The following is a 22,876-nucleotide window of genomic DNA, read 5'->3' on the forward strand; positions in this document are numbered from 1 at the left end:
TCTTAAATAACCTAGATATATGGAGCATTTTAGTCAGTCAAACCTATGCTATTTATAACTTAAAATGTAATCGATTACATTAAAATAAATATCTACCTGATAATTGTACTAATAGTAACTGTAAGGGATTTACCAATTAACATAGAAATAAGCTATTTCTTAAAGGGGAGAGCATCTAATTAACGCTTGACAGCAGTCTTATAATATAAAATTATCATGTAGCAAATTGGCATCAAAAAATATCTATATTTATAAATTTATCATTGCTAAATTTACATAAAAAACTGATTCTTTGAGAGCTAAATTAGCATCACTAATATGATTACTAATGAACTACACCAGATTAAAATTTTAGAACTCAGCAAAATATCGAGTTAATAATCAATAATTATGCTATGCAATCTATCATCCAACACCATTGGTTAATGAATATTTATTTACTATTACTAGAACTAAACCTAATTACACCATGTTAATAGGAGTAATAACAAACTAAGATGTTTAATTTTTTCATTAAATTTTACAGCTTAATATATTCAATCTGCTACATTAATATTTTTTTACTGAAACGATTCATATAAAAATGAGCTTATTGGCAAACTAAAAATTTTGTTCTATTATAACCAGTTAAGTAGATATTCAGAATATTAAAGGTTGTATCAATAGCGAATATAATCGAAATATTTGAATCTTAGGTTTTCCGCCAATTTACGAGATATTTATTTTAACCAATCGATAATCTAAAAACTCTATATTGGCAATGAGTTAAAAAGTTAAAAGGATTTTTTATGGCGACAATAAAAGATGTTGCAAAGCTAGCAAAAGTTTCCGTTGCAACGGTATCACGGGTAATTAATGACGCTGACAATGTAAGTGATAAGACTCGTGAAACAGTAAAAAGAGCCATGGAAAAATTAAATTATTATCCTGATGCTAACGCCCGAGCGTTATCCCAACAAAACTCTAATACTATTGGCATCGTGGTAGCAGACCTATCCGATCCATTTTCTGGCGCAATGATTAGTACTGTTGAAAAAGTTGCAGCGAAAAACGGCCATTTTTTGCTAATTGGTAATGGATATCATAATAAACAGCAAGAATATAGAGCTATAACCAATCTTATAGAACATCGTTGTTCTTCTTTAGTTGTGCATGCAAAAATGTTACCCGATGATCAATTAATAAAATTAATGCAACAAATACCTGGTATGGTCCTAATTAATCGGATATTAAAAGGTTTTGAAAAACGCTGTATTGCGCTTGATAGTCGTTATGGCTCATACCTAGCAGTTAAACATTTAATTCAGCATGGTCATACCAACATTGGATATTTAAGTTCTAAACATAGCATATCTGATGCAATAGATAGATTGCAGGGCTATAAAGATGCATTAATCGAACATAATATTGATATTAATGATAACTTTATTGCCTTCGCTTCGCCTAATGAAGAAGGTGGAGAACAAGCCATGATGTCTCTTTTAGAACGAAATCGACAAATTACGGCAATTGCCTGTTACAATGATTCAATGGCAGCTGGGGCTATGTCAGTATTATATGATAATGATATAAAAATTCCGAATGATGTTTCAATTATTGGCTTTGATGATCTTTTAATTGCTCGGTATCTACATCCTAAGCTAACAACCATTCGTTATCCACTACACACAATGGCCGAACAAGCTGCTGAACTTGCATTACGATTAGCAAAAGGAGAGCCGCCTCCGACGAACTTAATTAATGTATTTATTCCAACGTTAACAAAGCGATACTCAGTTAACAATATCGGCTAATATATTAAGTTTAAAGCTAACAAATCTCTTAGAAAATGTCGAAAACCTATAATTATCGTTTTCGACATTAATATTATATTTCACCCTGACAAGATTATCTAAAACCAAACTTCGGTTTGCACACCAAAGCTAATTTGGTTTTCTTTGCCATTAAAGTCAAATTTACTAATTTCATTTTGCATTGATTCTATATACGAAACATAAAAACGAATATCAGGTCTTGAAGTTAAAATGCTCTCACCCACTTTAAACGAATGGAAGAGTGTTGTTTTAAAACCTTCCTCAGTATAATTTTTACCTTTAACTTTATTTTTTTGTTTAAAGTAACCTAACTCGACACCACTTTGATTGTAAGTATCCCAAATATAAGCAGGTCTGATTGCCGATTTGAAACTAGTAAAATCGGTATGAGCTGAACTCAAATCATACGAATAGACATCGTTACCTGTTGTAAGTGCTAAAGCGTGAGCGACTATGACTTTATCAGCTAAATAAGCCTCACCTTCAGATACTAAACGATAAGCCTTACCGCCAGTATGTGTACCAATATAATCGTTATCAGAATTAGCTGCAAATTCAGGGTTATTAGTATTAATATTAGCTAATTGAGAAGCCACTGAATTAGTTGCAGTTTGTAAGGTTAATTGATTAAATCCACCAAAGAAATTATTTTGTCTTAGAACAAAACTACCTAACCAAGCATTTTTGACACTAACACTATCTTGGATTTTCGATTTATTTGGTGCCGAGTAACGGCCATTAATCGCCAAGGTTGCATCTTGCCATAAAGGAATATCTCGATAGCGAAACTCTACTTCGTTTAAATCAACTTCTTCACGCTTAGTGACTTCTTTTATTTCAGTTTTACCGTTCTCAACAACCTCGGTTTTTTTAGTTTGTTTGACATTAACATCAGCTCTTACTAAAGCTAAATCAAGTTTACCAACGCCAACATCTAAACCTTCAATACCGATTCCGCCACCTGCAGGGGTTTTTTGCGTTTTCCAATCCAACATTTGAATTTCATTATATGGAAGTGAATGTTTACCTACCCATAAATTTGCATCAGGAAAACCTGGGATAAATCCTTTAGTCGATAAATAGATATCAGAAAACTGCATGATATTATCATCTTGGGTATTAAACAAACCAGCAGCCTTATTCGTAGCCACATTACCATCAATCATAACAATGGCATCAACCCTATGACCATCTTCATCATACACCTTTTGTTTGAATACCAAATCATACCAACCACCATACTCATTACCGAATCTACCTAGGGCTCCTTCAGCATAATTTTTTGGTTTACCATTTTTTGAAGTAGACCAACCACCACGGAAATAACCATTAAATGAAAAACCAATTTCATCTTTGATAAAATCTTTAAACTCAGAAAGGGTATAGGCATTTTTAATTGTTTTAGTTGCTGTTGACTGGTCTTTACTACCGTTTGCTTTGGTGTCATTAATTAACACAATTTGATTATCGAGTGCGGGCTGATGTTGTGTAACAACTTTAGAATCGGCATTGTTTTGAACATTTGCTACAGCAACACTCTGTTTTTTCAATGTTTTCTGTTGATTATTAATTACAACCTGTTGTTGTTGAATATTTTTATTCAATTGTGCGAGTTGTTTATTCGATTCAATAACTTGTTTTTTTAAATCTATTGACTCTTGAGATAGTGCTAATAATTTTTGCTCTAACATTGATATTCTAGCCTCTAACTCATCTTGAGTAGTAGCAAAAGAGTTCGGTATATAGCACAAGCCAAGTAAAGTAATTAAAACAATTCGTTTAGGTTTTACTTTTAATACTGCTTTAGTTAAATATTTCATTTTTTCTACTCATTATTTAATAGAGATTAAAGAAGTCTCAAAAAATTGAGACAAAAAAAAACCTAAAGCGTAGATTAATAATCTATGCTTTAGGTTTTGCCCGTTATACTGCTACGGTAGCAATCCAACGCTTATTAAATAAGCTTATTTACTATAACCAATAAACTTGATCATTTAACAAATAAATCTTTGGAATGTGACACTTGTCACATTAATATTTTACGTCTGTCAAAGTTCATTGTTTTTTATAATATTTTTAAATAAAATTTAATGTAATCGATTACAAAAAATATTGGTAAAACTATTTTTTAGCAAACAAATATTTATGCTTAGCAAGTAAAATCATAATATTAATTAACAATTGTTAAACTACAAACTATTGAAAAGACAATCTAATAATTTGATTATTGCTGAAATGGTCAACAGACAAAAATAAAGATTATTTATCAGTATTTTCATCAAAAAAATGATCACGATAGAAAGCAGGAAGAACAATGAACAACAATATTTATTTGTGTGTATGATTTTATCTATAAGTGATTTGTTTAGGCATGTAAAAATTCTCAGCAACTGCTAACTTAATGGCCATATTACAATAATTGAAAATAAGTATGCATTATCGTATTGGCGGTTACCAATCAAATGATAAAAGTGAATATGTACTGACTAAAAAAATCATCATAATAAATAGATAGTTAACGATAAAACCAACACGATTTTGTTGTCCAGATATCGCAAAATCACAAATATTTGTGCCTCGTTATTTAAGTTAAATCTATCCCATCAAATAACTTATCGAGTTTTTCTATAAACTGTTGCTTTGGTCGATGATAAAATATCCCTTGTTTAGGAAGTCCCCGTAAAAATAGATAATAAATACCACCAAAATGAGTTTCATATCGATAATCAGCTAAACGGCTTCGTAAAAATCGATGCAGGGCTAAACAATAAATTTGATACTGAAGATCATAACGATGCTCACACATAACTTGATTTAAGGCTGACTCGGTATAAGCCTCCACCCCGTCACCTAACCAATTTGATTTATAATCAACAATATAATATTTACCCTGATACTCAAACACTAAATCGATAAATCCTTTTAGCATACCTTGTACAGTTTCAAAATCTAATGAAGGACATTGTTTGGATAAATCATCATACTCTTTACATAAACTATCTAATTGCTTACTGGTCACTGCACTGCGAATGGGAAAATAAAATTGTAATTCATTAATACATTGGCTATTTAATATATCGGCTAATAACGGGCCCTCTTGAGTTTGATCTGTTTTTTTATTTAGTTTCGTTGCTAAAACGTGTTGCAACCAATCACTTAGCACTGTTAACCAATGTGGTGATAAACTCAATTTTTTAATCGTATTAGCGCACAAATCATCGGCATTAGTTGGCGTTAGATTTTCCATAATGGAATGCAATAATGTACCCACATATGCACCTTTTGGAAAATGATGGATATCATATTGCTCTTCAGTAGATAATGAATCGGCGGATTCGGGAATATTTTCACGCCAATCACTAATCATAGTTGAATTAAGACCAACCAAATTATTATGCTTTTGTAATTCGGTATAACTGGTTACACGCCAACTATTAGATAATTTACGTTTAAATACATTGGCGGCAAGTGAAAGATTGGCGGCTAATTCAGGATTATACTGCTCACCTAAAATAGGTAATTGTAATTCAACCAAATTAGCAAATTTAGCAATTGAACGTAAGTCACCTTTTAATAAATAATCAATCGCTGATTGACTGTTTTTTAATGATGCTAACCCAACGCTACAATGAAAGATTGAACGTGTCATAGCAACATAAAGTAAACGTAAATCTTCGGCTAAACGTTCATCTTCAATCTGTTGTTTTATTTCATCGGTTAATAGCCAAGCATAAGTTGGTTGATAGTCATTATTTTTGTCATGATAAAACTGACTATCTGAATTTCGAAATTGAGCTGCAAATGGTAACCAAACAATAGGAAACTCTAAACCTTTAGATTTATGAATAGTAATAATTTTTACTAAATTTTCATCACTTTCTAATCGTTGCTCATGATTTTCTAAATTTGCATCAGGACTGACAATTTGTCTTGATAACCAACGAACCAAAGCATGTGGACTATCAAGTTCGTCGGCCGCTTCTTGCAATAGCTCGCCTAGATGCATCAAATTAGTTAAAGTACGTTCACCATTTGGGCTAGCTAATATATTTTCAGCTAACTGACGTTTTTTCATCATCCGGCGCAACATGACTAACACACCATAATATTGCCAGATAATCTGATACTGTTTAAACTCCTCTATCAAACCTTCCCATATATCTTGATCGTCGGTTATTTGCTCAAGTTCAGTCATGGTTTGACCCAACAGTGTCGTCATTAAAGCTAAGCGTAGAGCCGATTCGTTTTCTGGCATAAGCACTGCTTGTAATAAACACAGGACCTCCTGTGCTTCTTTAGCCAGAAAGACACTACTCCGATTAGATAAATAAACGCTTTTAACTCCAACACTGGTTAACTTTTGTTGGATAATCTCAGCTTCGTATCCGGTACGGACTAAAATGGCAATATCAGCAGTTGTAATTGGTCGTTGACCATTTTTATCCTTCAATAAAATGGTCGGATCCATCAACCACGTCACAATCTGCTTAGCACAACAGTTAGCGATATGTTCCTGATAATCCGTTTTTGAGCTAACTTCATCAGGTAATAAGTATGCAGTTAAAGCATTAACCTCTTGATTATTGATAATTAAACCTTTTTGTTGATTACGTTCGGCACTTTCCATTGGTAAAAATGGAATATTTTCAAAAATAAACGGATTATCATGATGATTAAACAATGCATTAACCGCATTCACCATCGATGATGAAGAACGATGGTTGACCTGCATAGTAAAATTATTTTCACCGGTTGATGATTTTGCTTTTAGATATGTAAAAATATCTGCACCACGGAAGCTATAAATCGCTTGTTTAGGATCACCAATAAACAGTAACCCAGTCTCTTTCGGATAACGATTATAGATACGATCAAAAATTTTATACTGCACCGGATCTGTATCTTGAAATTCATCAATCAGCGCTACACAGTATTTTTTCGCAATACTCTCTGCTAATCGATTACCATTTCTAGCACGTAGAGCTCGGTTCAACTGGCTTAAGAGATCATCAAAGCTCATTTCACCACGTTTGATCTTCTGAATATAAATACGCTTTTGAATGACTTTAACGATATCCATTAGAACTTCGCCACGTAAATCAATAGAACTATTACATAGCGCTTCAATACGCTCAAAAACGGCATGAGTCGGAGGATTTTTACCTTGCTTAGTTTTTTCAATTAAAATCGACTGACTAAATTTAGTTAACTCACTAGGCAGTTTAAATGAACGGATTGGCATCTGCGCCCAGGCAGTAACTTTAGCCAACCAATTAGGTAAATTACGGCTACTATAGGATTGTTTATTAACGCCTGATTGAGCAATTATTTCTGGCAGATCGGCAATTGAATCTAACCACTGTTTTTTGATCAGACTGATCTGCTGAAAATATTTTTGATAAAATTGCTGAATCTTGCCACTGATATCAATATGTTCTTCTTGCTGCTCATCAAATTCAAAATTTAAATAAGGTCTGATATCGGATAGCAATCTTTCTGGATCCTGCCAATAGTCAAGAATCAGGTAGGCTAATGCTTTGTCGAGAGGAACAAAGTAGTGACGCCAAAAATCTTGCACAACTTGTAACTTTAGATCTTGTTCATCAGTTATCAATGTTTGTTCAAACAGTACACCTGATTCGAAAGCATGACTAGTCAATATACGTTGACAAAAACCATGAATCGTATAAATCGCCGCATCATCCATTGATTGTTGTGCTTGGGTTAATTTCTGTATTGCTTGGTTGCTATCATCAACTAAATCAATTAATTGTTGATAAATTGGATCATCATGATGACCTTTTAACAACCCTAATCGTAATTCTTGAATATTTTGCCTGATACGAGATCGCAGTTCTTGAGTAGCGGCTTTAGTAAAGGTCACCACTAAAATCTGATTAACATCAAGAGGTGTGGGATAACTGTTTTTACCAATCCCCAATAATAATCGCAGATAAATAAATGCGAGCGAATAGGTTTTACCCGTTCCTGCTGACGCTTCGATTAGCGTTCGACCAGTTAAAGGCAAATCAAATAAGTTAAGCTTTTTTATTCCACTACATGAAACCATTCTAGCTTCCCTGCCGTATTGGCGGATAAATCAACACAAGCAATAGCAGCTGTAGGAAACATTGGCGGTGATACATCTGGACATAACTCATTAACCAAATAACCAACTAGAGGTAGATGCGAAACAATAATCACATTTTCGATACCACGATCGGGCAGTGTCATTAATAAATCAGCAATATGAGAAGGGCTACCACCAGGTACCAAAAGATTATCAGTTTCCAATTGAGAAACTCGGCAGTGAGAGGATAATTCAGTGAAAGTCTGTTGGGCTCTTAAATAAGGACTGACTAACCCTAAATCAAATTTAAAATTTTGTTGATTAAGCCATAGTCCAGCTTGACAGGCTTGTTTTAAACCATAATCAGTTAAAGTACGACTTGCATCAGATGAAGCAGCAAAACCTGCCTCACCATGTCTCATAATACAAACTTTCATAAATGAATAATTAACGTAATTTCAATTGAAAAATCATACATTCAGCGCCACAGCAGAAAGTAAATTTAGCTGTTAATTTATAGCCATTTTCAACTTTATCGATGCTGCTGTTAATTTCACAAGGCTCTGTTTCAACAGCTTTTGCAGCTTGAGTTAATGTAGCTAATTTGGCATTTGCTTCTGATTCAGATGTAAAAACATGCTCATATTCTGCACTACAATCTTCATTGTCTATAATTGTACCTACATCAACGCAACAACATGCAGGTGTTTCGTTAGCTTTACATTTATTTAAAGAATCTGTCATTGTGTACCTCTACCTCTGTTTTACCGATTAATATGGCATTAGTATACTCTTAATCACAATTAAGGGCAAAATGTTAAAAACCTTTACCACAACACAAATTTTTGGCGTATATTAAAGTTTTATTGTTATTTTTCTGAATTAATCAAACCACATGATGCAACAAAATAGTCACGTCCGAAAAATGGCGATTTTAGTCGCTGCGACGTTTTTCATGGAAAATCTAGACGCTACAGTGATCACCACGGCAATTCCAGCTATGGCAAAATCATTTTTAACCAATCCTCAAGATTTATCTATTGGGATTAGCGCCTATATGCTAGCACTTACAATTGGTTTACCTGCCAGTGGCTGGATCGCTAACCGTTTCACCGCCTATCGAGTCTTTTCGATTTCGATTATTTTATTTATGTTAGCATCAATATTGTGTGCCATATCGACTAATCTGACCATGTTTACCATCGCAAGATTAATTCAAGGTTTAGGTGGATCATTAATGGTGCCTGTAGGCAGAACGGTGGTATTAAGTCGAACGGAAAAACAACATTTAGTCAGCACCATTTCTATTTTAGTTTGGCCAGGCTTAATTGCGCCATTAATGGGGCCGATTATTGGTGGCTTCTTTGCTCAATATCTAACATGGCACTGGATATTTCTTCTTAATATTCCATTAGGTTTTATCGCCCTATTTTTCGCTCATCGATTATTACCCAAAGAATTACCTGAAAAACGTACATTTGACAGTGTTGGATTTATCACCTGTGGTTTAGGCCTACTACTATTTGTTTATGGGCTTGAAATGATTTCTCATTCAAATAGTAGTCTCTGGGTAGGCGTAACACTATCTTTGGTCGGTAGCCTAATATTAATCTTTGCCTACTATCATTTAGCTCATACTCAACATCCATTAATTAGTCTATATGCTTTTTCTAAACGTACATTTAGAATGACCTTTTTTGGTGGTTCATTAATACGTATTGGCTTAAATAGTGCTCCGTTTATCTTACCGCTAATGTTTCAAGTCGGTTTTGGTTGGTCACCGTTAACTGCAGGTTCACTACTGCTATCATTATTTGCCGGCAATATCCTGCTTAAAACAGTAAACACACCTTTAATTCATAAGTTTGGATTCCGCAAAATTCTGATTATCAATGGGCTGTTATTATCTTCAAGTTTTGTGTTATGTGCGCTTTTCACGCCACAAACACCTATCATCTGGATTATATTAGTGCTATTCTTTTCCGGTGGTGCTCGTTCTATTCAATTTACTACCATCACCACGCTTAGTTTTTCAGAAATTGATAAAACAGAAATACAGAGCGCTAACATTTTATCTACCATTTTCCAGCAGCTAAATAACGTACTCGGCATTGTGTTAAGTGCTTTATTTCTATTTATTGCATCTAGCTATAATGGCCATAGCCAAACTGGTTTAATGGTAGAAGATTTTAGGTTAGCACTATTAATGGTAGCAGGAATGACCTTGTTAGCAATGATTGACTTTATTACCTTGCCGAAAAATGCAGGTAACAATCTAAAAGATAAGCAATAAAAAACCCCTGCCATTTGGCAGAGGTTCTTAAGAAGCAAACCTAAAAAATATTAGAACTTAGGTGCGCTAGGACGGCCACGTTTTTTCGCAAAACCTTTGTCATTAGATTCTGTTTTACTACTTTTACGTCCACGTTTAGCTTCAGATGGCTTACCTGCTACCAAGCTCATTTTCATTGGTTGATTAAGTACTCTAACCCGTTCAAAATGCTTAAGAATATCTTTCGGCATGCCTTTTGGTAACTCAACGGTTGAATAAGTTTCATAAAGTTTGATATTACCAATATAGCGACTACTAATATCGGCTTCATTAGCAATTGCACCAACAATATGACGCACTTCAACACCGTTTTCTTTACCAATTTCGATACGATACATATCCATTTCACCCACATCTCGGCGTTCACGACGTTTTGGTGATTCACGATTATCGCCACGTAAGCGACGTTCACCATTTCGATTATCACGATCACGAAATTCTCTTGATGGTTTAAATACTGGATCTGGCGGTAGAATCAACGGACGATCACTCTGAGCTAATCTCAATAATGCTGTTGCAATCGTTTCAAGATCTGCGCCACTATCTGCTTGGATTTGCTCTAATAACACTTGATATTGATCTAAATCGGCACTTTCTAATTGTTGCTGAATTTTCTGACTAAATTTCGCTAAACGACGTTTTTCAAGCAACTCTTTAGATGGTAATGCTACTTCAGGAATCGGCTTTTTAATTGTTTGTTCAATATTCTTAAGTAAACGGCGTTCACGACTATCAACAAATAAAATTGCTCGTCCTGCACGACCTGCACGACCAGTTCGCCCAATACGGTGAACATAAGATTCTGAATCAAGAGTGATATCATAGTTAATAACTAAACTGATACGCTCAACATCTAAACCTCGAGCAGCCACATCAGTTGCAATTAGGATATCTAATCGGCCATTACGTAAACGATCAAGGGTTTGCTCACGAAGTTGCTGAGTCATATCACCATTCAAAGCAGCACAACTATAACCATTTTTTTCTAATACTTCGGCGACATCTAATGTTGCTGTTTTGGTACGAACAAAAATAATTGCTGCATCAAAATCCTCAGCTTCTAAAAAACGTACAATTGCTTCGTTTTTACGCATACCGCGTACTAACCAATAGCTTTGATCAATATCTGGTGCAGTTTGATTAGTACCTTTAATTTGTACTTCTTTCGGGTTATGCATAAAACGTTTAGTAATACGACGAATTGGTGCCGGCATTGTTGCTGAAAATAGTGCTGTTTGATGATCTTCTGGGATCGTAGCCATAATACTTTCAACATCATCAATAAAGCCCATTCTTAACATTTCGTCGGCTTCATCTAAAACTAAACCTTTAAGGTTTGAAAGATCTAATGTTTTACGATTTAAATGATCTAACAATCGACCTGGAGTACCCACTACAATTTGTGGACCTTGTTTTAATGCACGTAATTGCACGTCATAACGTTGACCACCATACAGTGGTAAAACTTTTACTCCCTTCACATATTTTGCATATTCAGCACAGGCATCAGCAACTTGAATTGCCAATTCACGAGTTGGTGCTAAAACCAATAATTGTGGTGCTTTTAAATTAGCATCAATATTCATCAAAAAAGGAATGGAAAAAGCAGCAGTTTTACCACTACCAGTTTGTGCCATACCCAACACATCGTTCCCTTGTAAAAGTAAAGGAATGCATTCTGCTTGGATTGGTGATGGTTTAGTAAAACCAAGATCATTTAATGCGTTAAGGATTTCCTCAGATAAACCAAGGTCAATAAAAGATATTTCTGTTGTCATGTAAACTCGCTTGCAAATTGGATATATAGGCTTAATTTTAAGTTAGCAACAAACCTGATAATTACTAATCAAGATAATTTATGAGGATTACAATATTGCTCATAAAATATTACATTACCTAAATAAAACACTATATAAATTTATGCCAGCTCACTAAATTGAAAATTTACAACTCACCCCAATAACTAACTGCCAATAATCACACAATCAAATATGCATAACTGTTGCTTAAATAATTACTTTATTTAATACAAAAGATAGATAGCATAAAAATAATTGAGAATATTATGGGCAAATCAGAACTACGCTATAACAATATTTTCACTTTTAAAACTGGCATGACCCTTGTTACTTTTCTTCAAGTAACTTAATTTCGTAGAGTGCCTGTTGATGTTCAACAAAGTTATAAATATTATTAGCTAAAGCATATTTAAATAATATTTTGGCACGCTCATTGTTACCTTTACCTAGGTAATATTTACCTAAATAAAAGTACGCTTCACATAGGCGTTCGGCTAATTGCCGGTCATTTTCAACACCTTGTTGAAGGTTTTGCATTAATTTAGATTCACTAATATTACCTAAATAAAATGCAATGATATCACCACCATAACTCATTTTATCGTTTAGTTTATCGTAACGATTTTGCAACTGAGCTAGGGCAGCTTGTTTATCTATTTCTTTTTCAATCAAATAAAGCCATAAAACACGAATAGGTTCGTTGACATCATATTGATAGAATTTTTGTGCATCAAGCTGTGCAGCTTGATAATGTCCTGTACGATATAAAGTAATTGCACGATTCAAATAAGCAAAAGCATAAGATGGATCTATTTCTAGTGTAGTATTAAATGCCATCATAGCATTATCGAAATCACCATCTCTTAGTGCATAAGTACCAAGAAAATTATAAACATCAGGTATTTCAGGATTAAAACTTAAAAGGTGATTAAAATCACTTTGTGCAAATGCTTTAAAACCTAATGAATCGTAAACAATTCCTCGTTCGAAAATCAGTTGCATTCGAGAAACAGTATCAAGATCTCGTCTTGATAACTGTTGACTTATTTCAGCTATTTTCAACTCATCATCATACGAAACTTGCTCAGGAACAGCAAGTAAAGGTAGAGAATTAGAACAACCTGACAAGATAATGACTGCAAAAATACAGCACAACATTCTCAGGTTGAATAATCTCATATTAAGCTCCTAGTGGATCAGATTTTATTCAGCAGTTGGCGTAACTTCTGGTGTAGACTCAACTGCATCTTTCATACTTAAACGAATTCGACCTTGGCGATCAATTTCTAGTACTTTAACATTCACTTCTTGACCTACTTTTAAGTAGTCAGCAACTTTTTCCACTCGATGATCAGCGATTTGTGAAACGTGAACAAGTCCTTCTTTTCCACCAATAACTGAAACGAAAGCACCAAAATCAACAATTCGAGTGACTTTACCGGTATAAATTTTACCAATTTCAACATCAGCAACTAAATTATTGATACGTGCAATTGCATCTTGTGCTTTATTACCATCAGATGCTGCAATTTTCACTGTACCATCATCTGCAATTTCAATAGTAGTACCGGTTTCTTCAGTTAATGCACGAATCGTTGCACCACCTTTACCGATGATATCACGAATTTTATCTGGATTAACATTCATCGTATAGATACGAGGAGCAAATTCAGATATCTCTTGACGAGGTTTATTAATCGCTTGTTCCATTACCCCTAAAATATGCAAACGTGCCCCTTTAGCTTGGTTTAATGCAACTTGCATAATTTCTTTAGTGATACCTTCAATTTTGATATCCATTTGTAGTGCACTTACACCTTCACGGGTACCAGCTACTTTAAAGTCCATATCACCAAGATGGTCTTCATCACCTAAAATATCAGATAATACTACAAAGTTATCACCTTCTTTAACAAGGCCCATTGCAATACCAGCAACAGAAGACTTAATTGGAACACCAGCATCCATTAATGCCAATGATGCGCCACAAACTGAAGCCATTGAAGAAGAACCATTAGATTCAGTAATTTCAGAAACTACACGTACAGTATATGGAAATTCTTCTTTGCTTGGCATTACCGCAGCAACACCACGTTTTGCTAAACGACCATGACCAATTTCACGACGTTTTGGTGAACCAACCATACCTGTTTCACCAACTGAATATGGAGGGAAGTTATAATGTAAAAGGAAACGTTCGGTATATTCACCAGTTAACTCATCAATGATCTGTGCATCACGTTCAGTACCTAAAGTTGCGGTAACTAATGCTTGCGTTTCGCCACGAGTAAATAATGCGCTACCATGAGTTCTTGGTAATACATTGGTACGAATATCCAGAGCACGAATCATATCTTTTTCACGACCATCGATACGTGGTTCACCAGCAATAACACGTTGACGAACAATTTGGCTTTCTAAATCAACAATAATGTTAATAACTTCATTTTCGTCAAGTTCTTCATCTTTTTCTTTAAGTGCTGCTAACACTTCTTCTTTAATTAAATCGATTTGCGCATAACGAGCTTGTTTTTCAGTAATACGATAAGCTTCACCTAAACGATCTTTAGCTAATTCAGAAACCGCATTAAATAGCTCTTCATTTTTAGCTGGTGCAACCCAATCCCATTTTTCACAATTCGCTTTAGCAACAAATTCATTGATATTATCAATTACAACTTGTTGTTGATCATGCCCAAATACCACTGCCGCTAACATTTGGTCTTCAGTTAATAAATCAGCTTCTGATTCAACCATTAATACAGCACTTTTAGTACCAGCTACAACTAAATCTAAACGACTAGTCGCTAATTCTTTTACTGATGGATTTAACACAAATTCATCATTGATAAAGCCTACACGAGCAGCACCAATTGGGCCATGGAAAGGAACACCAGATAAACAAAGTGCTGCTGATGCACCAATCATAGCAACTAAATCAGGGCTTACTTCAGGATTCACTGATACCACTGTTGCAATGATTTGAATTTCATTGACAAAACCTTCAGGAAATAATGGACGAAGTGGACGGTCGATTAAACGGGCAATTAATGTTTCGCCTTCACTAGGGCGACCTTCACGTTTGAAAAAGCCACCAGGAATACGACCAGCAGCGTAAGTACGTTCTTGATAGTTAACGGTTAAAGGGAAAAAGTCTTGTCCTTCTTTAACTTTTTTATTAGCAACTACAGTGACAAATACCGCAGTATCGTCCATGTTAACCATAACTGCAGCAGTTGCTTGACGCGCCATAATACCCGTTTCTAAAGTAACAGTATGGCGACCATATTGGAATTTTTGATATGTCGGATTAAACAAAATAATGTCCTCTTGTAATAAATCACGTTGAAGTTTGATATTTCGACAGGAAGCAGCATGACGCTGGAACATATTGATACACACTTCAACTATGTGTGGGATACTAAACAAAAGATTATTTCACTGTCACGACTAATGACAAATCTATAAACTATAGAGCTCTCATTAGTCGCGCGAAACATGAGATACAATCTTTTATTTTATTAATTTCTATCTTCAAAGCATTTATTTAGCTTTTCGGACTCTGCATTATATCAAAGCCTTGAATTTTCACAACGAAAAAAGAGGCCTAAGCCTCTTTTCAAGTAGATAAATAATTAGCGACGTAAACCTAGTCTTTGAATTAATTGGCTATAACGTTCAAAGTCTTTACGACGTAAATAATCTAATAATTTACGACGGCTAGACACCATGCGTAATAAACCACGGCGGCTATGGTGATCTTTTTTATGCTCAGAAAAATGACCTTGTAAGTCATTAATGCGTGCAGTTAAAAGAGCAACTTGAACTTCAGTTGAACCAGTGTCGTTAGTACCACGACCATATTCAGCAACGATTTTCGCTTTAGCTTCTACAGTTAGAGACATAATAAACCTCTTAAAATAAATATAAAAAATGGAATGACCGATCTCTAATTCAGACATTCCTCGGCATCCATATAATAAATATATGAATCGTGCGCAATTATACTGGAATTTACTAAAATAGCAATTTGATTTATTAATCGCAAACGCTTATTTAAGCTTAAAACCATACTCTTCTTGAATAAGCTTTTTCAACGCTTCGATATAATTTTGTGCCGATAAACTTAGCTGTGCTTTTTGTGATGTTATCCAACCAATTAATATTTTTTCTTCGACATCTAAAGGGATAGATAGAATGTCTGAACCATTTAAATCAGTACTGAGCACACCGGTACTAATTGTATAGCCATTTAATCCATGCAATAAATTAAATAACGTTGCCCTATCACTGACATGAATACTCTTTTTATGATACACAGTACTTAAAATCTCTTCGGAAAAATAAAAAGAGTTATATTCGCCTTGTTCAAATGAAAGATAGGGAAAATCCTCTAAATCATCTAACGTTAAAGACTTCATAGCCGCCAAAGGGTGATTGGTACTGATAAATACATGTGGATCAGCCTCAAATAGTGGATTAAAAGTTAAACGATGTTCTTTAAGCAAGCGTAAAATAACTTTTTGATTAAAATCAGTTAGATACAAAATACCTACTTCACTACGTAAATTAGCAACATCAGTTATAATATCGTAAGTGCGAGTTTCACGTAGGGTAAACTCATATTCATCAGTATGATTCTTTTTGATTAAATTAACAAAAGCGTTTACCGCAAATGCATAATGTTGGGTTGAAATGCTACACAGTTGTTTGGAAGGTACTTTTTTGGCATAGTGCTGTTCTAGTAGCTGAGCTTGATCTAAAACCTGTTTTGCATAACCTAAAAATTCAACTCCATCAGTCGATAATGAAACTCCTTTAGATGTCCGTACAAAAATTTCAATACCAAATTCAGCTTCCAACTCCTTCACTGCAGTTGATAAACTTGGTTGAGTAATATACAAATTTTTAGCAGCCTCATTGATTGAGCCTGAGCGGGCAATTTCTAAAATGTAACGTAACTGTTGAAGCTTCATAATATCGTTAGTAATTAAAACCAATATTAATTCAGAATATAAACTACTATAAACATTGTCTGGAATAATGTACAGCAAAAGGCAAATAGCTGTTTTTGCGCAACCTAATACCGTAGAATTGTTTTTTTAGAAGATTTTAGGCTTTAAAAACCCCACTCCTCAAATTTTTTTATTCGGTGGATTTCGGACGTTTTTTTATTTGGTAGCTAGTTCTATACGACGATTACGTCCGAGCAAAGAGGGTTCACGCGAACCCTCTTTACCAACTCCCGCGGCGACCACGCAAGTGGTCACGATGTGACAGCCTTCCGCCTTCGTTCGTTTTAAAGCACCAGCGGTTATTTGTTCCTAACAAAAAAACAGCCTTGTCAAACATCCCTGTTTGCCATGCTAACCTCACTCAGTTATCAACACATTGCTCATGTCGCTAAATGAGAAGCACTAAACTAATTGATAAAAATAAACTTTTATTATTGACCCTAGCTGATGTTATAACTAATTTTAGTGATTTATCGGATGGATTTTAGTCTTAAAAACCCCGCTCCTCAAATTTTTTTATTCGGTGAGTTTCGGACGTTTTGTTGTTTAATAGCTAGTTCTATACGGAGATTACGTCCGAGTAAAGAGGGTTTGCGCAAACCCTCTTTACCAACTCCCGCGGCGACCACGCAAGTGGTCACGATGTGACTGCCTTCCGCCTGCGTTCGCTCTTAAAGCACCAGCGGTTATTTGTTCCTAACAAAAAAACAGCCTTGTCAAACTTCCCTTTTGCCATGCTAACCTCACTCAGTTATCAGCACATTGCTAAAGTCGCTAAATGAGAAGCACTAAACTAATTGATAAAAATAAACTTTTATTATTGACCCTAGCTGATGTTATAACTAATTTTAGTGATTTATCGGATGGATTTTAGTCTTAAAAACCCCGCTCCTCAAAATTTTCCACTTTTACAGCCTTGAACTTTGGGCGTTTGATAAGTTGTTTCTAAACGGCTTATGCAGCCTTGAAGTAACCATCTGGGATTTCCCCCACTTCTTGCATTTTCTAAACGGCTTATGCAGCCTTGAAGACAACATTCGACGAAATCAAAGAACTTGCGCTTTTCTAAACGGCTTATGCAGCCTTGAAGGTACTTTGCAGTTTATGGGTGCCCCTCGTACTTTTCTAAACGGCTTATGCAGCCTTGAAGGGTAAAATCGCGGTGACGGGGACATGTTCCAGTTTCTAAACGGCTTATGCAGCCTTGAAGTAGAAACTCAAATACTATAAACATTGTTGTGCAAAAGGCAAAGTCTATTTTACTTTGCAAAAACCCTTTTTTTGGGTGGCTTTTCAATTAATTGATTTTTAGAAATTTTATTTTTAGTTAAAAAAAAGGGTTAACACTGCATGGTATTTAGGTTCCAAAAACCCCTTCCTCAAGTTTTTTAGCTTTAAAAAGTACGCTCCTCAAAATTTGTGCCGTTAATATTGTTAATTATTGGCAGCTAAGGGCATTATAATAATGCCCTTATTATTTAGTTAAAAATCAGGAACAGTTGCTGTTTTGCTGAGTCCGTAACTATTAAATGTTCCTTCAACAGCCGTTGCACATTTTTGTTGTTTCAGCCACATAATAAAATGTTGCCCAGTGCTTTTGCTAGCAAAATGAAGGTGTGGATAGTTCAAATGAAGGCTGCCCCATTTTTCAACCATTTTGTTTTTTACCTCGGCTGACCATTTACCTTGTGCGGTTAAACGTTTTTCGGCTCGTCTTAAAGCACTTTGTCCTTTAGGATTGATACGAATTAAGCGTAGGTAACCTTTAACACTTGTCGGTACAGATGCTATTGGCAAAGCTAACGTGTAATCACTAACTACGGCCTGCTGCTGTAAGGCCGTTTTAAATTGTTGTAACTGCGCTTCATCGCCAAATAACCGGATAATCCCACCTAATGTTCTGTGGACATTATAACAAGGAAAGCTAACCGCAATATTGCCTTGATGATTAACTAACACCTGATGCAGTGATTGCATAACTTGATTAATCACTTCAGTTTCAGTTATCTCCAGTTGTGGAATTGCCCGTAGTTCAAAATAGTGAGTAAGCATAATATTACTCCTTACCACTAGCACCAAATACACCACCACGAATCAGAACTGCAATAACATAATGTTGTTGTTCAAGCGTTGGTTTTTCACCTTTCAGTACCCAATTATCAAATAAGGTATAAAAATCCTGTTTTTGTTTAGGTTGTCTAAAAGCATGTCCCATAGTGGTAACTGCACCATAAGGTTCAATGGCAATCGGAAACTCGGCGTTTTCAGCATACCAAGTATCAATAGTTCGAATGGCATTGCTGATTTTTTGCGAGTGCATTGCTGCTTGACCGTTTTTTTCATACAAGACTTTACTTTTTTCTTTACCAGTATCCAAAATCAATTCTTGTGATGGATAGACCTCTTGCCCTAATCCCATTTTTAATTTGGCTTGAATATCGAAAATAACAAACTCTTTGCCTAATAAGCCAGCTTCAATCAAAGCAGCGAGGTCATTTACCGATTTGTCATCACAATCAAATGAATTTAATTGATATTGCTTAACATCACTCACTTCAATCGTTGCTATTTTGTCATCTTTTTTACGAGTAATGCTAATACTGATTTGTTCAGCAGCCATACGATTACGCCATAACCAACGACCATTTAAAATATTAATTGCATAACGTTTGGCTAGTGCTTGCAACCCTTCTGATTTGATATAGCTTTGAGTCGTTTTGGTTAACTCATCTTGATAGTCAACATTATTACAAACTGATGGCGAACCTAAGAAAGGTAGTACTTTACAGCTCCATTTAACCACTAAGGTATCTTTATCGGCATCAAGCGCTGCAACATCGACTGTTTGTAAATTAGCTTTTTGAATTTCAGCATCTAATTTAGCCGGATCATTTGCTAAAGCATTTTTAAGCCGATTCGAAATGGTACCGCGAACAGATTTTTCAGATAATAAAACTGGTGTTAATTTTTGGTCATCATGGCTATTTTGCTGGGCAAAAATGGCATCAGAAATATCAAAACTACGTTCAAAGGCTAATACTGATGCGGTGGTGATTTTATCTTTACTCATAATTCATTCCTTTTTTCAATGCTAAACTTGTTTAATTAATCTTGATTAATAATATATATATCTGCGTCATTCGATTGCAGTTCGCTGCATTTATAACGCCAAAATGCTTGAGATAAATTGTCTTGTAACCTTAGTGGAAATACCCACTTACCTAATCCATAAATACATTCGACAAATTGCGTTGGATGCTCATTACTACGGGCATGTTCAACCTTTCCTGCTTCAAACAGTGGTGAAATAGCTTGATAACCAAGGGGTATTGGCACTAACCAACCTCGTCCCTGCTTGACCGATGTGGTTTGCCACTGATCTTTTTCTTGTGGATGATGGTGCAACATGGCAGTTTCAACTAATGCATCAAGTGCAGTGGCATTCGGATCTTTTTGTTGTAGCTCCGCAGTGATTTCCTGTAAATCTTGCTGCGCTTCAACTAAGACAAAAGCAGGTAATAAAGCTTGAGTTAAATCATCAAGAGATTCTGAAGCTGAATATAATCCTACTGATTCAATCTCAATAACTTGACCACCAGCAATACGTTGCTGATAGAGCTTTTGTGTTATCATGTTAATAAATTTTTCTTGATCATTAACATCATCGAGGGTTTCACGATCCTCAATTTTTACCTCAACAATTAAAGACACATCTAGATGTACCCGTCCTTCTTCGATAATCGAGCGGGTATCACCATTTTTAGCTAACGGATTGCGAGTGAGTCGAAATGTATAATCCGCATAATTATTAGGTCGATAAACTTGTACATCACAATCATGACAAGCGATTAATACACCATCCAGATAGATAGGATCATCCGACTCAATTTTTCGATTTAAAGCATGAATCGCCCCTAAAAAGCCAGAGATAGCCGGAAAACCATAAGTTAATGGACTGGAGATGGCATTGGCATTATGAATTTTGACATGGTCAAATAGAAGATAGAATTTTAAAGATGCCATTAGAAGATCCCCTCCTTCCTACGTTGACTTGCTTTTACTGCCGCGTGAAATTCACGACACCATTCTCGATATTCAACATCAGAAAATTGTGTTTCAATATTTTTGAATTTCTTTTTTAAGGCTTTTTGAATCCAGGAAGCAAAATCAAGCTCTAACTCCCCTAACCAATCACCTTGCTCATACTGATGTTTAAAGTTTTCTTCATCTTCAAGTTCAGCCCGATTAGGATCAAGCCAAAGTTTTTGTGACATTGGCAACGAATAATCACGACTCCAACCTGCCGGCATGGAAGTTTGTATATTCCGAGCAAATTTAAGCAATAAAGTTAAAATAACCGCAAAGGCATCTTTTCGGTTATCCCGCTCTTCAACTACATTTTTGGGTGCAGCAACCATATCGAACAATAATCGAAAACCAAATCGACAGAAATACTGTAAGGAATGGTCAAATACATTTTTTTTATTTAAGCTGATTGACGGAAATCGAGAATCGCTCGAATTTAGGTGGCATTGAAGGTAATAAAAAATTACGACCGCCTTGATTACTAGTTAATTGACTTACCCCTTGTGGATTACTCCCTCCAAGTTTAACCACCGCAAGCTCATGAAAAGTAAAATAAGGTTGATGTTCGGCTCCCTTCAAGCGCCGTTGTTCACGAGCTTTTTTATTTTCTTCGGAAAAGCGGGTTTGTACTTTTTGATAGACGACATTACACAAAGATGTGGGATGCAGAGGAACAAGCAAACGATAATTATCTTCTTGTTGTGACAAATAACTCTCTTCACTATTCGGCCAATAAAGTTGCTTATTAAGTTCGTCAGCTTTCGGTTTTTCAAAATCATTAAAAATAACTTTTTTAAAATTGGCTAAATAGATTGCTGCTTTCTGCTCATCATCAGATAGCGCTTTTAGTACAGCTGGATGATCGTCAATAATTAATTCTAATAATGTTTTATCTCCATTAATACATTGATTCAATAGAGAAAATATATCTAAACCGGCAGCATTTCCTGAACTATCAGCTACTAAATGTGTTGGTGTTGATGAAGATACATATTGCTGTTCATTTGGTTTGGTAATTGTAAAATTGTTAACGTTATCACCTAAACTTGAAGAATGAATGGCCTTAGAAGAGTGGTGACAAATGGATATCCAAAACAATCTACGCGTTGCAGCATCTTCCATCCAATTTTCAAAATCAAATCTTTTACTCAGTTCTGACATCTTCTGTTGAGATTCATTAACAGCCTTTTGATCGCCCGCTTGTTTAGCTTTTTCTAATTTGGTCAGTTCACTTTTATAACTGCTGTTATTAGCAAGCCGTTGCTGAAGAAAGTCGATAATAACCTTTCTTATATCTTGCCAAGAAATATTATTCATTGGCCCTCCTTATATTTTCAATATACTAAACAAAAAGGCCTATACAATTAAGTATAAGCCTTTTATTTTTATGCTACTTTATAAATTAAATATAACTTTAATATATTAAGTGCTTCATTATTATATAGCCATTGATTATTAGTGTTTAAATGTCTATATTTTGATTGATTGAGCGCTAAGTTTTTAATCAATAATTCAACTTCTTTTCTAGTTGAGATATTAAGTATTTTCATAATATCTTTTACTGAATAATAATTAGAATTTGATGCTAAACTTAAAATAACTTCATCATTTGCAGCTTGTTTATCAATTACAAATTTTTGTAATTTATTAAATACAAATTGGTCAATTGAAATTTGACATTGCATTGTCAACGTTTTATCCTTAAACAAAATTTTGTCCTCCCATTATATTTTGGATAAATTTTAAACAACCCCAAATCT

17 protein-coding genes and 1 CRISPR repeat array are annotated in these 22,876 nt (G+C 34.9%); of the genes, 2 read left to right on the forward strand and 15 right to left on the reverse strand.

The features are described 5' to 3' along the window. The first annotated feature begins 788 nt into the window (after window positions 1-788). Complete coding sequence (locus RAM17_RS10565; protein WP_110447314.1) at window positions 789-1,793, forward strand: substrate-binding domain-containing protein; 1,005 nt, start codon at window positions 789-791, stop codon at window positions 1,791-1,793. Between the two features lie 98 nt (window positions 1,794-1,891). Here the strand turns inward: RAM17_RS10565 and RAM17_RS10570 are convergent, their stop codons facing one another. The 4 genes from RAM17_RS10570 to RAM17_RS10585 all read right to left on the reverse strand — a co-directional run bounded on the left by RAM17_RS10570 (window position 1,892) and on the right by RAM17_RS10585 (window position 8,628). Then, window positions 1,892-3,634, reverse strand: a complete 1,743-nt coding sequence (locus RAM17_RS10570) for a carbohydrate porin (protein ID WP_110447313.1) — start codon at window positions 3,632-3,634, stop codon at window positions 1,892-1,894. Window positions 3,635-4,398: 764 nt separating this feature from the next. Beyond that, entirely contained in the window at window positions 4,399-7,884 is a 3,486-nt protein-coding gene (gene recB / locus RAM17_RS10575; protein ID WP_110447312.1) for an exodeoxyribonuclease V subunit beta, read from the reverse strand. Beyond that, the gene (gene sixA, locus RAM17_RS10580; protein WP_220000029.1) at window positions 7,863-8,306 is read right to left on the reverse strand and encodes a phosphohistidine phosphatase SixA; all 444 of its coding nucleotides are present in this window, start codon (window positions 8,304-8,306) and stop codon (window positions 7,863-7,865) included. The genes recB and sixA overlap by 22 nt, the downstream gene beginning before the upstream one ends. A gap of 25 nt (window positions 8,307-8,331) precedes the next feature. Continuing rightward, the gene (locus tag RAM17_RS10585; RefSeq protein WP_065651730.1) at window positions 8,332-8,628 is read right to left on the reverse strand and encodes a YfcZ/YiiS family protein; all 297 of its coding nucleotides are present in this window, start codon (window positions 8,626-8,628) and stop codon (window positions 8,332-8,334) included. 151 nt (window positions 8,629-8,779) lie between these two features. Here RAM17_RS10585 and RAM17_RS10590 point away from each other — a divergent pair, with 151 nt between their 5' ends. Beyond that, window positions 8,780-10,177 (forward strand): MFS transporter, encoded by a 1,398-nt coding sequence (locus tag RAM17_RS10590; RefSeq protein ID WP_110447310.1) that lies wholly within the window; start codon window positions 8,780-8,782, stop codon window positions 10,175-10,177. A gap of 50 nt (window positions 10,178-10,227) precedes the next feature. Here RAM17_RS10590 and RAM17_RS10595 read toward each other — a convergent pair whose 3' ends face one another. The 11 genes from RAM17_RS10595 to RAM17_RS10645 all read right to left on the reverse strand — a co-directional run bounded on the left by RAM17_RS10595 (window position 10,228) and on the right by RAM17_RS10645 (window position 22,825). Next, a complete protein-coding gene (locus tag RAM17_RS10595; RefSeq protein WP_110447309.1) occupies window positions 10,228-11,994 on the reverse strand; it encodes a DEAD/DEAH family ATP-dependent RNA helicase in 1,767 nt (588 codons plus the stop codon). Between the two features lie 348 nt (window positions 11,995-12,342). Then, window positions 12,343-13,194: a lipoprotein NlpI gene (nlpI, locus tag RAM17_RS10600; protein WP_110447308.1), complete on the reverse strand. Its 852-nt coding sequence runs from the start codon at window positions 13,192-13,194 to the stop codon at window positions 12,343-12,345. A 24-nt stretch (window positions 13,195-13,218) separates the two neighbouring features. Continuing rightward, window positions 13,219-15,333, reverse strand: coding sequence for a polyribonucleotide nucleotidyltransferase (gene pnp / locus RAM17_RS10605; RefSeq protein WP_110448026.1), 2,115 nt, complete (start codon window positions 15,331-15,333; stop codon window positions 13,219-13,221). 317 nt (window positions 15,334-15,650) lie between these two features. Next, on the reverse strand, window positions 15,651-15,920 hold the full coding sequence (gene rpsO, locus RAM17_RS10610) for a 30S ribosomal protein S15 (protein WP_065578587.1): 270 nt from the start codon (window positions 15,918-15,920) through the stop codon (window positions 15,651-15,653). A 147-nt stretch (window positions 15,921-16,067) separates the two neighbouring features. Further along, window positions 16,068-16,991: a LysR family transcriptional regulator gene (locus tag RAM17_RS10615; RefSeq protein ID WP_065651727.1), complete on the reverse strand. Its 924-nt coding sequence runs from the start codon at window positions 16,989-16,991 to the stop codon at window positions 16,068-16,070. Window positions 16,992-17,972: 981 nt separating this feature from the next. Then, window positions 17,973-18,240: a CRISPR direct-repeat array (repeat unit 28 nt; unit sequence TTTCTAAACGGCTTATGCAGCCTTGAAG). 272 nt (window positions 18,241-18,512) lie between these two features. Continuing rightward, complete coding sequence (gene cas6f, locus RAM17_RS10620; protein WP_110447307.1) at window positions 18,513-19,082, reverse strand: type I-F CRISPR-associated endoribonuclease Cas6/Csy4; 570 nt, start codon at window positions 19,080-19,082, stop codon at window positions 18,513-18,515. A 4-nt stretch (window positions 19,083-19,086) separates the two neighbouring features. Then, window positions 19,087-20,100: a type I-F CRISPR-associated protein Csy3 gene (csy3, locus tag RAM17_RS10625; protein ID WP_110447306.1), complete on the reverse strand. Its 1,014-nt coding sequence runs from the start codon at window positions 20,098-20,100 to the stop codon at window positions 19,087-19,089. 35 nt (window positions 20,101-20,135) lie between these two features. After that, window positions 20,136-21,053: a type I-F CRISPR-associated protein Csy2 gene (csy2, locus tag RAM17_RS10630; protein ID WP_110447305.1), complete on the reverse strand. Its 918-nt coding sequence runs from the start codon at window positions 21,051-21,053 to the stop codon at window positions 20,136-20,138. Beyond that, on the reverse strand, window positions 21,053-21,595 hold the full coding sequence (locus tag RAM17_RS10635; RefSeq protein ID WP_306240994.1) for a type I-F CRISPR-associated protein Csy1: 543 nt from the start codon (window positions 21,593-21,595) through the stop codon (window positions 21,053-21,055). Before RAM17_RS10635 ends, csy2 begins: the two co-directional genes overlap by 1 nt. Next, window positions 21,513-22,433, reverse strand: coding sequence for a type I-F CRISPR-associated protein Csy1 (csy1, locus tag RAM17_RS10640; RefSeq protein ID WP_306240109.1), 921 nt, complete (start codon window positions 22,431-22,433; stop codon window positions 21,513-21,515). Before csy1 ends, RAM17_RS10635 begins: the two co-directional genes overlap by 83 nt. Before the next feature lie 68 nt (window positions 22,434-22,501). Next, window positions 22,502-22,825 (reverse strand): hypothetical protein, encoded by a 324-nt coding sequence (locus RAM17_RS10645; RefSeq protein WP_144063943.1) that lies wholly within the window; start codon window positions 22,823-22,825, stop codon window positions 22,502-22,504. Window positions 22,826-22,876 lie beyond the last annotated feature (51 nt).

Origin of the sequence: Gilliamella apis (assembly GCF_030758615.1) — a bacterium.
Taxonomy (GTDB): domain Bacteria; phylum Pseudomonadota; class Gammaproteobacteria; order Enterobacterales; family Orbaceae; genus Gilliamella; species Gilliamella apis_A.

Excerpts from the sequence above, each read along its gene's own strand:
- RAM17_RS10615 (WP_065651727.1), bottom strand. The coding sequence starts at position 16,991 with ATGAAGCTTCAACAGTTACGTTACATTTTAGAAATTGCCCGCTCAGGC.
- sixA (WP_220000029.1), bottom strand. The coding sequence starts at position 8,306 with ATGAGACATGGTGAGGCAGGTTTTGCTGCTTCATCTGATGCAAGTCGT.
- RAM17_RS10585 (WP_065651730.1), bottom strand. The coding sequence starts at position 8,628 with ATGACAGATTCTTTAAATAAATGTAAAGCTAACGAAACACCTGCATGT.
- nlpI (WP_110447308.1), bottom strand. The coding sequence starts at position 13,194 with ATGAGATTATTCAACCTGAGAATGTTGTGCTGTATTTTTGCAGTCATT.
- recB (WP_110447312.1), bottom strand. The coding sequence starts at position 7,884 with ATGGTTTCATGTAGTGGAATAAAAAAGCTTAACTTATTTGATTTGCCT.
- RAM17_RS10595 (WP_110447309.1), bottom strand. The coding sequence starts at position 11,994 with ATGACAACAGAAATATCTTTTATTGACCTTGGTTTATCTGAGGAAATC.
- cas6f (WP_110447307.1), bottom strand. The coding sequence starts at position 19,082 with ATGCTTACTCACTATTTTGAACTACGGGCAATTCCACAACTGGAGATA.
- csy2 (WP_110447305.1), bottom strand. The coding sequence starts at position 21,053 with ATGGCATCTTTAAAATTCTATCTTCTATTTGACCATGTCAAAATTCAT.
- RAM17_RS10565 (WP_110447314.1), top strand. The coding sequence starts at position 789 with ATGGCGACAATAAAAGATGTTGCAAAGCTAGCAAAAGTTTCCGTTGCA.
- RAM17_RS10570 (WP_110447313.1), bottom strand. The coding sequence starts at position 3,634 with ATGAAATATTTAACTAAAGCAGTATTAAAAGTAAAACCTAAACGAATT.
- csy3 (WP_110447306.1), bottom strand. The coding sequence starts at position 20,100 with ATGAGTAAAGATAAAATCACCACCGCATCAGTATTAGCCTTTGAACGT.
- RAM17_RS10590 (WP_110447310.1), top strand. The coding sequence starts at position 8,780 with ATGATGCAACAAAATAGTCACGTCCGAAAAATGGCGATTTTAGTCGCT.
- csy1 (WP_306240109.1), bottom strand. The coding sequence starts at position 22,433 with ATGAATAATATTTCTTGGCAAGATATAAGAAAGGTTATTATCGACTTT.
- rpsO (WP_065578587.1), bottom strand. The coding sequence starts at position 15,920 with ATGTCTCTAACTGTAGAAGCTAAAGCGAAAATCGTTGCTGAATATGGT.